The sequence below is a fragment of the Bartonella kosoyi genome (assembly GCF_003606325.2).
In the GTDB taxonomy this organism is placed as follows: domain Bacteria; phylum Pseudomonadota; class Alphaproteobacteria; order Rhizobiales; family Rhizobiaceae; genus Bartonella; species Bartonella kosoyi.
Genome location: NZ_CP031843.2, coordinates 133,827 through 146,717, shown reverse-complemented (window position 1 = coordinate 146,717; position 12,891 = coordinate 133,827). Strand labels below are relative to the sequence as shown.

The window sequence follows — 12,891 nt, the reverse complement described above, 5'->3', positions numbered from 1 at the left end:
TATTAATATTAGATAATGATTCTGAAAGAATGCGGGAGAGTAGATGCATATCAAAAATCTCAAAAGGGGCGCTTCTCGCGGATTATTTTCTAGTATCTTGCTTTGTTTTCTTTTGTCTGGCTGTATGGTTGGTCCGAATTATCATAAGACACTTTTTTCTGTTCCCTCCAAGTGGGGACAGCAGTCTGCGCAGATATCTCAGCGTTCAATTTCCCTTGCAGGGTGGTGGCGACAGTTAAATGATCCAGTTTTAAATGCGTTAATGGATGAGGCAATTTCTGGAAATAATGATGTTGCGGTTGCCAAAGCTCGGGTTCGTGAAGCACGTGCGAGCTTAGGGCAAGTGGTGGGATCTTTGTTGCCAAGTGCGTCCAATACGATTTCAGGAACGCGTAGCGGCTCTGGACAATCTGAGACGTTGAACCAGTATCGTAGTGGATTTGATGCAAGTTGGGAGCTTGATTTTTTTGGAGGGCATAAGCGAGGCGTTGAAGCGGCACGTTATGGTCTTGAAGCGACCGTGGAAGATATGCGTGCAACGATGGTCGTATTGTTAGGCGATGTAGCAACAAATTACGTTCAAATGCGTGGTTGGCAACAAAAATTATTGATTGTGCGGCAAATTGCTGCAACGCAGCGCAAAACATATGAATTGATGCAGGCAAAATTAACAGCGGGTGATATTTCTGAGCTCGACGTTTCAAATGCACAAGCGCAAATGGCTAATACAGAAGCCGATATCGCTCAGATGGAAGCAAGTTTGGAAATGAGTATGCATCGCCTTTCCGTCTTAACCGGTCATGTGCCTACGGCTTTGAAGGACCTTTTGCAAAAAAATGCCAAACACGTGAAAATTCCACAACCACAATGGCCAATACCAGCAGGAATTCCGGCAGATATTTTGTTGTCACGTCCCGATTTACGACGGGCGGAGCGCCAATATGCACAAGCAACAGCGCGCATTGGTCAACGTGAGGCAGAACGTTATCCGTCACTTACATTAACGGGGAATATTTCAACAGCAGCAACAGCCATAGATCAATTATGGAAAAGCTCAACGATTGGTTGGTCTTTTGGACCTGGTCTTCGTTTCCCCTTCTTTAATGGAGGACGGATTGTTGCCTCTGTTGCGATGGCGCGGGCGCAGCGTGATCAGGCTTTTATTACTTATCGCTCTGCTGTATTGAGGGCTTTGGAAGATGTTGAAAATGCGCTCGTGAGATTAACAAAGGAACATCAGCGTTTACAAAAGCTTGTCATTGCAAATAAAGCTTTTCTGCATTCTTTACACCTTTCACAAAGTCTTTTTGAAAATGGCAATACCAGTTTTCTTGAATTATTAAATACTGATCGTTCCTATTATTCTGCGCAAATGGCACTTAAAGATAGCCGCATTGCTTTAGCTACCCAATATATTGCTCTGATGAAAGCATTGGGTGGTGGATGGGATGGTGTCGTTGATGTGTCACGTCCGGAAGTCGTTGATGGTGTTTCCCATTCACTTACAAAGGTAGGGCAATGAAAAAAAGTTTCATCAAAAATTTCATTACAAAACGCAAAAAGCTTTCATTCTTGCTTATTTCTCTTTTCATTATTATCATTTTGTTGTGGTTACGCTCTGTTTTTTTTGGAACATCTACGCCAACCTATATGACAGCTGTGGTAAAGCGTGGTGATATTGAAGAAAGTGTTTTGGCTTCTGGGATTGTGCGCCCTTATCGATTGGTGGCAGTTGGAGCGCGTACTACAGGGCGGGTGGTATCCATGCGCGTCTTTCCGGGAAGTGTTGTGAAAGAGGGAGATCTCTTGGCAGAAATTGATCCTACAGACCAAGAAAATGATCTTAAAAGAAAAAAAGCAGCCTTAGCGCATTATCATGCAAATTTAATGGAACAAGAAGCTTATCTTGCCCTTGCGCAGAAAAATTTAGCGCGGCAGAAAAAAATGATCGAAACGCGTGCAATTTCAAAAGCTAATTTTGATGATGCCGTGACGCAGGTGAAAATACGTGAAGCGCAAATTGCTCAACTACGTCAACAGATTGTACAAGCCCAAATTGATGTGGAGAGTGCAGAGGTTAATCTTAGTTATACGCGGATAACTGCTCCTTCAGCGGGAACTGTTTTGGCAACAGTCGTTGAAGAAGGTCAAAATGTTAATGCTGTTCAGTCGGCACCAACAATTGTTATTTTAGGTGATTTGTCAAAGATGACCGTTAAAGCACAAATTTCGGAAGCCGATATTCTTAAAGTTCGCGCCGGGCAACCTCTTTATTTTACGGTATTGGGTAATGCAGATCGTCGTTATGAGGGAACGTTAGAAAGAGTTGAACCAGCCCCTGAATCCATTCGTGCTGATGTGAGCATTAACCCTGGTGTCGTAGGTTCTAGCTCTCTCTCATCGGCGGCAATTTATTATAATGGAATCGTGCATGTTGATAATAAAGACAACTTTTTGCGAACTTATATGACTGCTCAGGTGCATATTATTTTAGGACGTGCTCAGAATGTTTTGCTGGTTCCAAGTGATGCTTTGCGTGATGAAACAAAAGAAGGAAAAGCATGGGTTTCAGTGTTGGTCGGGGAAAATAAAGCAGTGGCAAAACAAGTGACTGTAGGGCTTAATAACAAAGTGATGGCAGAGATTGCTTCAGGGCTTGATGAGGGGGATGTGGTTATTACTGGTTCGCGCGATGGTGTGATGCCAGAAATTCCTGATGAACACAGCGAAGATGAGAATTAAGTCATGAAAACAGAAAAAGCAGAGGCTGTTTTCGTTTTAGAAAATATTGTGCGCACATTTCCTGCGGGTGAGACATTTGTTACTGTCTTAAAGGATATCAATTTGACCATTAAGCGTGGGGAAATGGTGGCAATTGTGGGGGCTTCTGGCTCTGGAAAGTCCACACTGATGAATATTTTGGGGTGTCTTGATCGACCAAGTTCTGGGCGTTATTGGATTTCAGGAAAAGAAACAGCTTCTCTTTCTGCTGATGAATTATCAGCTTTACGGCGCAATCATTTTGGATTTATTTTTCAGCGCTATCACTTGTTGAATGAATTAACCGCCCTTGGAAATGTTGAAATTCCAGCTATTTATGCAGGTTATGCACCGGATATGAGAAAAAAACGTGCGGAAGAGCTTTTAACACGTTTAGGTATGAGAGAGAGAATTAATCATCGTCCCAATCAACTCTCAGGAGGGCAACAACAACGGGTGTCTATTGCGCGGGCACTGATGAATAATGCGGAGGTTATTCTTGCCGATGAGCCAACCGGTGCACTCGATAAACAGAGTGGGCAAGAAGTTTTGCGTATTTTGGACGAGCTTCATCAAGAAGGGCGCACCATTATTATCGTAACGCATGATATGCAGGTGGCTAAAAGAGCAGATCGTATTATTGAAATCAGTGATGGGGAAATTATTGCTGATAAGCTCTCAAAAAGTGCAAAAACAAAAACGAGTGTTCAACCTCTTCAGGAACAAGAAAATATAAAAGATCCAAAAACATTGGGGTTTTTTCGTTCTTTTGTTGAACGTTTTCGTGAAGCATTTGTCATGGCATTATTGGCTATGAATGCACACCGGATGCGGACTTTTTTAACAATGCTTGGGGTGATTATCGGTATTGGGGCGATTATTGCCATGGTTGCTTTGGGAAATGGTACTCGGGAAAAAATACTGGATAATTTTAAAAGTTTGGGGTCTAATACATTAACCATTTTGCCTGGAAAAAGCCTCTCTGATCCACAAGCAGAGAAAATAACCAGTTTGGTGGAAGCAGATGCAGAAGCCCTTTCTAAATTACCCTATATTTCTGGTGTAACACCTCAGATTTCAGCAAGTTCTATGGTTCGTTTTGGTGCAGTTGAAGTCAATGCTGTCATTTCTGGGGTAGGAGAACAATATTTTCAAACACAGGGACTTAAAGCGGTTCAAGGGCAGCTGTTTGATCAAAAAAGTGTGCATGAGCGGGCGGTTGATCTCGTTATCGAAAAGGAAGCACTTTCGGTGCTTTTCCCTCATAGTCATGGGAGCCCCATAGGGAAAATTGTTCATTTGGGTAATGTTCCTGCGCGCATTATTGGTGTGGTAGATCCACAACATATGGGAGGAGGGTCTTCAAATACGTTGCAGGTTTATTTGCCCTATACAACTTTACAAACACGTTTTCTTGGTACAACTCAAGTTCGGGCTATTACTGTGAAGATTGCTGATCATATTGATTCAAATTTAGCCGAGAATATGGTGAAGCGTTTCCTTATTATGCGTCATGGTGGAGAGGATTTTTTCATTAGAAGTTCTCAGTTCTTTCGTGATCGTATCATGGAAAGCACACATATTTTAACGCTTTTAGTGTCTTCTATTGCTGCAATTTCACTCATTGTAGGGGGGATTGGAGTGATGAATATCATGTTGGTTACGGTTTCTGAACGGATCAATGAAATTGGGGTGCGTATGGCTGTTGGCGCACGCCAAAGTGATATTCTTCAGCAATTTCTCATTGAAGCAATTTTGGTTTGTGTCATTGGTGGTGGATTGGGAGTCCTCTTTGGGCTTTCTATCGGTGGTTTGTTTTTGCTGTTTAAGGCACCTATTCACCTCGTCTATACGATGGATTCAATCATTCTATCTCTTACTTTTTCCACCCTCATCGGGGTATGTTTTGGCTTTTCGCCAGCGCGACAAGCTTCACGGCTTGATCCTGTTGTTGCACTCTCGCGTGATTAAGTGTTCATCACCCTAAGGCATGTTTGTTGTTATGATGGAGCGTTTTTGAAGAAAAATATGATCAGGAAAAAGTTTGATTATCTGCTGCTCTCTCCTAGAAAACACTTCATTTGTTAAGGAAACAATATCATTGAGACTCATGAGTTTTATAGCTCACCGCTCTCTTTATGTTTGATCAGGAGCAAATTGGAACCATCATACACTGCTCTGCAATATTTTTACAGCCGTTGGCATAAGAAGAATGGAGATTTGAAACTCTTCATAAGAGACATTTGCCGTTTTTTCATGCGCGTAATTTCGCTTTCTTTAGACTATTTGTTTAAGATATCGCTTTTTTCTTCTCCATCTTCTCATTTTGGGGGCTGAGATAAAACAAGCCATTTTGGTTTTCTGCGACAAGGATGCTATCGGTGTTTTCGTAAGGGGATGATTGTAAGACGCAACTGCGTAAAATGAGGCTTTGATCTCATGATTTTGGGGAGGGAGGCAAAAAAAATTGAGAGGTGGCAAGCCTTTCATTTTGAATGATGTGTGAATGAAAAGGGCTTTCATTTATTGAAAAAGCATAATCTCATAATTAGCAGGAGCGAGACGGAATAAGAGGGTATCGTAAAACCAAGCTGCAGATAAGCTGCCGAAAAAAAAGACAATCGCAACAATGACTATTATTGTGTTTTCTGATGTTGTTTCTCCTAGCCCTCCTAGTATACTCCCCACAATAAAAAAAAGTAACAAGAAAGCTGATCCGAACGCTAGAAAGTTTAATACAGCAAGAATCGGACCACGAAAGAACAAAAGAAAAAGAAAGATGAAAAAAATTAATATGTTGAATATTGTACGCGTTATCGTTCTTAGAATGTGTCGTTTTGTGTGGGGCGTTTCTTTCCTAGGTTCTTGTGTGTTTACAGATGTCGTGTCCATTTCCCCCCTCTCATTTTTTTAAGCTCAATCCTAAAATTATTGCGCCACTTTATTGTGTCTTTTACAAAAGACAATAAAATATTTTTAAAATCATCACACTTTCCTTTTATTTCCATAAGAGAGGAGACATGCAATCAATTTATCATATAGTTTGGGAGGAGGCAAAGAGGTTTTCTCATATCATGTCGTCAAGGATAGAAAGAACATCTTAAAATTAAGAGATTTTAAACCTTTTGGGGGAGACATAAGAGGCATTGACGAATTGGTCTAGATTCGATAATTGAGGGTATTTAAAATTGGGGGGGAAGCATGACGACGCTACAATCGCTTTTACAGTCTTATCGTGAGGAAGCACGTACCGAACGAGATAAGGGCACGTATTTTGAGCGTTTTGTTCTTGCTTATCTGACCCATGACCCTCTCCAGTCTCAGTGTTATGAAAAGGTTCAAACTTTTAAAGATTGGGCGCATGAAAATGGCTGGGATGGTCGTGATACTGGGATTGATTTGGTGGCAAAGCTTCGTCATGAAGATGGTTTTGCAGCAATCCAATGTAAATTTTATGATGAATCCTATCGGATTAAAAAAGCAGATATTGATAGTTTTATTTCAGCATCAGGGAAAGAACCGTTTAAGCGGCGTGTGATCATCGATAGCACCATAAAGGCTTGGACTGACAATGCTGAAACAATGATACAGGGGCAAAAAATTCCTGTTACACGGATTAATCTTTCCGATTTGCAAAAAAGTCCAATCCGTTGGGAGATTTTTGCAGCCAAAGGCACAATTGCGCTGGAGGGTAAAAAGAAACTCCGTCCCCATCAGGGGGAGGCATTGCGTTTTGTGCGTGCGGGGCTTGCTCAGGCTGATCGGGGTAAGCTCATTATGGCTTGTGGAACCGGTAAGACATTTACTAGTCTTAAGATTGCTGAGGATTTAGCCGGTCAAGGCAAGTTTGTTTTGTTTCTTGTGCCCTCCTTGGCACTGATGTCACAGACGGTGCGTGAATGGACGACGGATGCAGAAATTGATTTACGTTCCTTTGCGGTTTGTTCTGATACACAAGTGGGAAAGCGTCGTAAAAATAGTGATGATGTTGCAGAAATTGATGTGTGTGATCTTGCTTTTCCAGCGACAACCGATGCAGAAAAACTAACGGAACAAGCGGGAAAGAGTGTTGCAGATGAGATGAGTGTGGTGTTTGCAACTTATCAATCCATTCAGGTGATTGCGGATGCGCAGAAAAATCATGGTTTTCCCACCTTTGATCTTATCATTTGTGATGAGGCGCACCGTACAACAGGGGCAACACTGGTTGGCGAGGATGAATCCAATTTTGTGAAGGTGCATTCCAACGATATCATTCGTGCTAAAAAGCGTCTTTATATGACAGCGACACCCCGTATTTTTGGGGATAACGCAAAAAGTCGTGCGAATGAAGCCAATGCCGTTCTTGCTTCAATGGATGATGAAAAGCTTTTTGGCAAAACACTTTTTTATCGGGGCTTTTCATGGGCTGTACAGCATGACCTTTTAACGGACTATAAGGTTATTGTCTTAGCAATGGACGAAAAATTGGTCAGTTCCGCTGTTCAAAAACGCCTTAGTGATCGCGAGTCAGGGCTTGTTCTTGATGATGCAACAAAAATTATCGGTTGTTATAAGGCTTTGACAAAACAAGATATGAAGGCTGATGTTGGGGCTGATCCATATCCGATGCATCGTGCTTTGGCTTTTTGTAAAGATATTCGCAGTTCTAAACTGGTTCGTGATGAATTTTCTGCGGTTGTTGAGGAATATCTTAAGTATACTCAAGGGAATGTGGAAAGCGAGAATTTTCTGCAGTGTGAAGTTGAACATGTTGATGGCAAGTTTAATGCGAAGGACCGTAGTGCACTGCTTGATTGGTTGAAAGCAGAGAGTGGGGGTGATGTTTGTCGTATTTTGACCAATGCACGTTGTTTGTCTGAGGGGGTGGATGTTCCAGCTCTTGATGCCATTATGTTTTTAAATCCACGCAAGAGTCAGATTGATGTTGTGCAAGCGGTTGGACGGGTGATGCGTCGCTCTGAGGGCAAAAAGATGGGATATGTCATTTTGCCAATAGGTATTCCTTTTGATATTCCTGCGGAACAGGCTTTAAACAACAATGATAAATATCGGGTTGTTTGGCAAATTTTAAATGCTTTGCGCGCACATGATGATCGTTTTGATGCGACGATTAATAAGGCATCCTTGGGGCAAGATATCAGCAATGTGATTGAGATTATTGGGGTAACGCAAAGCACTGAGTTACAGGCTGTTACAGCTGTTGTTGATACTCTTCCTGTTCGCTCAAAACCTGCACATTCAGGCATTGGAAGCCCTGAGCATGATTTTCTTTTTACGGATGGACAAGGGGAGCTTTCTTTCCCTATGGATGAACTTTCGCGTGCCATCATGGCAAAGATTGTCAAAAAATGTGGGACACGGGATTATTGGGAGGATTGGGCGAGCAATATTGCGGAGATTGCCAAGAACCATATTGCGCGCTTAACAGGTATTCTCGCGGTACCAAACACGGTGACGCGTCAAGCTTTTGATCGGTTTTTAGCGGAACTGCGTGATGACTTAAACGATACGATTACAGAGGCTGATGCAATTGAGATGTTGGCACAACATATCATTACGCGTCCTGTCTTTCAGGTGTTGTTTGAAGGCTATCAATTTACGCGTGAGAACCCTGTCTCGCGTGCTATGCAACGGATGCTTGATGTGCTTGATGAGGCAAATCTTGATAAGGAATCCAAAGATCTTGAGAAATTTTATGCCAGTGTAAAATTACGCGCTAGTGGTATTACCGATCCAAAAGCCAAGCAGAGGTTGATTGTAGAGCTTTACGATAAATTTTTTCGTTATGCTTTTCCACGCACGGTCGAAAAATTAGGGATTGTTTATACGCCCGTTGAGGTGGTGGATTTTATTTTGAACTCTGTCAATGATGTCTTGCAAAATGAATTTGGGCAAACGCTTGGCTCATCAGGTGTTCACATCATGGATCCGTTTACGGGAACGGGGACTTTTATCACACGGCTTTTACAATCAGGCTTGATCACACCAGAAGAAATGAAGCACAAATTTTGTCATGAAATCCATGCCAATGAAATCGTTCTACTCGCTTATTACATCGCAGCCATTAATATTGAGACAACTTACCATGGTCTGATGGGGGGCGATTATGTTCCCTTTGAGGGAATTTGTCTGACCGATACATTTCAGCTTTATGAGCAAGATAAAGATCTGATGAGCGATTTGCTGATGGATAATAGCACCCGCAGGTCACGTCAGAAGGAACTGGATATTCGGGTTATCGTTGCTAACCCCCCTTATTCTTCTGGACAGAAAAGCGAAAATGACAATGCTCAAAATATTGGCTATCCAAAATTGGATTGTCGCATTCGTGAAACTTATGCCGCTCAGTCCAAAGCGAGTAATGTTAATGGACTTTATGATAGTTATATCAGAGCCCTTCGCTGGGCAAGTGATCGCATAAAGAGCAGTGGTGTTATTGGTTTTGTGACAAATTCAGGTTTTATCAATGGATATTCTATGAATGGCTTACGAAAAGAATTGAATGAAGAATTTTCGAGTATTTATGTTCTTAATTTACGGGGTGATATTCGTAAAAATATGATGAGTAAAGGACGTGCTCAGGAAGGGCAAAATGTTTTCGGAAGTGGAAGCATGACAGGAATTGCTGTGACACTGTTTGTTAAAAATCCAAATGTTTCTGAGCCTTGTAAAATTTATTATTATGATATTGGTGATAATCTCACGACAAAAGAGAAACTCTCTGAACTTCAGCAATTATGCAGCGTTGGTGGTATCAAGCATGAATATGGCTGGCAGATGATTACACCAGATGAACATGGCGATTGGCTGAATCAGCGCAACAGTGATTTTGAAAAATTTCTAGCCTTAGGTGATAAGAAAGGCGGTGATAAAAAGCTCTTTGAAAATTTTTCTCGTGGTATACAAACTGGTCGTGATGCTTGGGCATATAATTCAAGCCGTGAAGCTTTAGCAAAAAATATGCGCAATATGATTGCTTTCTATAACAGTGAAGTAGAACGTTTTAATACTGCGCATCTACATTCTGATCGTAAAACACGTATAGGTGCTGTGAATGATTTTGTTAACACAGATGCCAAAAAGATCAGTTGGAGTAGTAGTCTTAAAGAAAAATTAATAAGGGGAAAGTTTGCTGAATTTAAAAGTGATTGCTTAATTCAAAGCCTTTATCGTCCTTTTGTACGACAGTGGCTTTATTATAATCGTACTTTCAATGAGAGAGTATACCAAATGCCGTGTATTTTTCCTTTAGAAAAAGCGGTTAAAAATAGGGTGATACAAGTTACAGGTATAGGAGCAAGCAGTGGTTTTTCTGTTCTGATGACTAAGGTTTTGCCCGGTTTGGATGCAATGGAAAAAGGTCAATGTTTTCCACGGTATCTTTATGAAGATTCTGACTCTTTAGGAGATAAAGAGAAAGATCAAGTTCATTTGTTTGCAAATTTTGCAGAGGAAGGTAAAAAATCTGGTTGGCAGCGGCGTGATGCACTTACCGATGAGGGATTGGCGTATTTTAAAGCAGCTTATCCTGGTGAAGTGATTACAAAGGATGATTTGTTTTATTATGTCTATGGAATCTTGCACTCTGAAGATTACCGTGTGCGTTATGCACATAATCTGTCTAAAGAATTGCCACGAATCCCAACGGTCAAAAGAGTAGAGGATTTTTGGGCTTTTGTGACAGCGGGGCGAAAGCTTGGTGATTTGCATATGAATTATGAGGAGGTTGAACCCTATCCTGTGACCTATAAACAGGGAGATCCAAAAACTTGGGTGATTTCTGATGCGGAGAGTTTTTATCGTGTTCAAGCGATGAAATTTGCGGGTAAGCGCGGTGCTGTTGATAAAAGCACCGTGGTTTATAATGCGCATATTACGATGCAGAATATCCCTCTTGAAGCGTATGATTATATTGTTAATGGGAGGCCTGCTCTTGAATGGGTGATGGAGCGGCAGGTTGTCAAAACGGATAAAGCGAGTGGGATTGTGAATGATGCTAATCGTTATGCCGTTGAGACAGTGGGTAATCCAGCTTATCCCTTAGAATTGTTTCAACGGGTTATTACGGTCAGTTTAGAAACGATGAAAATTGTGCGCAGTCTTCCAAAATTAGAAGTGCGAGAAACTGAAAAGGTTAAGTTATCTATTGTGCGGTAAAAAAGTGTCGAGTCATAACAAGCTGGTACTCTCATACATTTTGCGAGTTCGTGGGTGTTGCGATAAGCTCTTGGCATTTAAGATGGTTCAGAAGAGGCATGTCTTTCTTGTATCGTTTTACGCTACACGACTCTTTTTCCTTGAGATGTGCAAGCAAATGGGATTCAACAGAGTGAGAGAATCTTACGCTATTCAAGATTTTTATTTAAGATGAAAAACACTTATCTTTATCAATCAATATGTTGGTGGCAATAAAACACCCTACGCAATAAGGTCGCTAAAATTATGACGCATGAGCTTTAGCGACAGGGGTGAATATTTTGGGGCAGGGTTTGCTTGTCGAGCCTTGTAGGTGTGGAGCATATAAATGGGGAAGTCCAGAGAAAGTGGATTTTTTACAAACCGTTGTTGATCGGCATTTTCGTTCTTTGAGTGGTTGGAAGGAACTCATAACTCTTATGAAATCTATCTTTTGAGTGAGGGTAATCAGAAGTGAGCCGGTGGAACGCGTTAGATAAAAAGCTGGATGTTATTGTTTACAGATTTGTGGGAGTTAAAGTGTCCTTTGAGATGTGGGGAGGAAACCAAACAAAAAGTAATCGTAGAGAGAGAAATGATTTAAAAAAAAGAGTGCAATGAAGAGCGTGGGATGTTTGTGGTGGTGTGCGTTTTGAGCTTATTGTATCTGTGATCTAAAATGCTCTTATGAAGATGCGTTATAGAATGAAGAGATTGTTAGTAATCTATTGATTTATAATGATTGTTTAACGTTCTCTCTGTTGAATGAGAAATCTAAGGATCATCAATTTTCTTACTTTTAAGCCTTTAAAATGACTGCCTTGCAGGTGATACGAGGTTGGTTTGTGAATCCAGTCAAAGGCGTAATGCATGCCCCTTACTCATTATCCGAAGTGGTTTTTAAGAGCTATCGTCATGTTGGGGGATGGCAAAATGTAGGATAGGGTGATTTGCATTTTTTATGAAACGTAAAGATGGTGGTATAAAGAGATTTTTATGACAAGTTTGATCTTATAGCTATCTGGGGAGTTTTATTTACAAGAGCTGTTTTTATATTAGCATGGTATATATATGTGTGGGATAATGTTTGGAATGTAAGAGATGTCTCGGGGTGAATGTGCAAGACAGTGACACGTTTCTTGGGGCGTTTTGCTTTGTTTGAGGGGGAAGCTCTGCGAGCTTTTATAGCGGTAACTCGTGTGGAAAAGAGTATGGAGAGAAGGGGATGACGCAGTTAGAAGGTGGCAAGGTTTAAAGCCACAAGAATAAAGATCGGGGAGAAAGGTCAGAAGGCGGTTCTGATATAGACTTGCAGTGTTTTAATATATTGAAATATGAGAATGCGAGCTTGCTTGATCTGTTGTATTGTGCTTTCAGCTTTGCTCTTTTTCACAGGATAAGCAATGAAATGGATATCAGGCATGAGATATTTAAGTTCACGCATCGAGCGCCATATGTGGTAATCATGGGTGACGATATAGAGGGTTTTATAGTGATGCTTTTTGATCCAAGCAGCGCTTTCTTCTGCGTTTCCTCTGGTGTTAATTGCTTGATGCCCAATGTCAATACAACAGGAGATAAGCTGTGGGCTAATATGCATATTATGCATAAACCCCTTTAGATTGGTTGAGGCGTTTACGCCACTGATGAGAAGTCGTGAACCAAGCCCTTTTTGTAAGAGATGAAGTCCTGTCTCTATTCGGTGTTCTCCGCCTGTAAGCACAATGATGGCATCTGCTTTGGGAAGAGGCGTTGGGGGAGAAAGCCGTTCGGTTTTTTCAGAAAAAATAATAAAACCACCCCAAAAAATGAAAACAATGACGGCAAGAGTAAGGGTTGTTGGTGGAAAATAGCGAAATAAACGGCGGGGAGACCAACTATAGTGGAGCCGTTTTGGAAAAGAGCGGTCTAAATTATTTTGAGTCAATGAGTTGGAGCTGTTGTGAGTCATAA

Annotated in this window: 5 protein-coding genes; 4 read left to right on the top strand and 1 reads right to left on the bottom strand. The window is 41.3% G+C overall.

The window, feature by feature from the left end:
• The first annotated feature begins 43 nt into the window (after nt 1–43).
• From D1093_RS00695 to D1093_RS00675, 4 genes are all read left to right on the top strand, one after another.
• The gene (locus D1093_RS00695; protein WP_120099949.1) at nt 44–1,522 is read left to right on the top strand and encodes an efflux transporter outer membrane subunit; all 1,479 of its coding nucleotides are present in this window, start codon (nt 44–46) and stop codon (nt 1,520–1,522) included.
• Nucleotides 1,519–2,742, top strand: coding sequence for an efflux RND transporter periplasmic adaptor subunit (locus D1093_RS00690; RefSeq protein WP_120099947.1), 1,224 nt, complete (start codon nt 1,519–1,521; stop codon nt 2,740–2,742). The genes D1093_RS00695 and D1093_RS00690 overlap by 4 nt, the downstream gene beginning before the upstream one ends.
• 3 nt (nt 2,743–2,745) lie before the next feature.
• Complete coding sequence (locus D1093_RS00685) at nt 2,746–4,731, top strand: MacB family efflux pump subunit (protein ID WP_120099945.1); 1,986 nt, start codon at nt 2,746–2,748, stop codon at nt 4,729–4,731.
• Between the two features lie 1,230 nt (nt 4,732–5,961).
• A complete protein-coding gene (locus tag D1093_RS00675) occupies nt 5,962–10,920 on the top strand; it encodes a DEAD/DEAH box helicase (RefSeq protein WP_150222242.1) in 4,959 nt (1,652 codons plus the stop codon).
• Nucleotides 10,921–12,223: 1,303 nt separating this feature from the next.
• Here D1093_RS00675 and D1093_RS00670 read toward each other — a convergent pair.
• Nucleotides 12,224–12,889 (bottom strand): YdcF family protein, encoded by a 666-nt coding sequence (locus tag D1093_RS00670; protein WP_120102264.1) that lies wholly within the window; start codon nt 12,887–12,889, stop codon nt 12,224–12,226.
• Nucleotides 12,890–12,891: the final 2 nt, after the last annotated feature.

What these genes read in the sequence shown, in the direction of transcription:
- D1093_RS00675 (WP_150222242.1), top strand. Translation starts at nt 5,962, where the DNA reads ATGACGACGCTACAATCGCTTTTACAGTCTTATCGTGAGGAAGCACGT.
- D1093_RS00695 (WP_120099949.1), top strand. Translation starts at nt 44, where the DNA reads ATGCATATCAAAAATCTCAAAAGGGGCGCTTCTCGCGGATTATTTTCT.
- D1093_RS00670 (WP_120102264.1), bottom strand. Translation starts at nt 12,889, where the DNA reads ATGACTCACAACAGCTCCAACTCATTGACTCAAAATAATTTAGACCGC.
- D1093_RS00690 (WP_120099947.1), top strand. Translation starts at nt 1,519, where the DNA reads ATGAAAAAAAGTTTCATCAAAAATTTCATTACAAAACGCAAAAAGCTT.
- D1093_RS00685 (WP_120099945.1), top strand. Translation starts at nt 2,746, where the DNA reads ATGAAAACAGAAAAAGCAGAGGCTGTTTTCGTTTTAGAAAATATTGTG.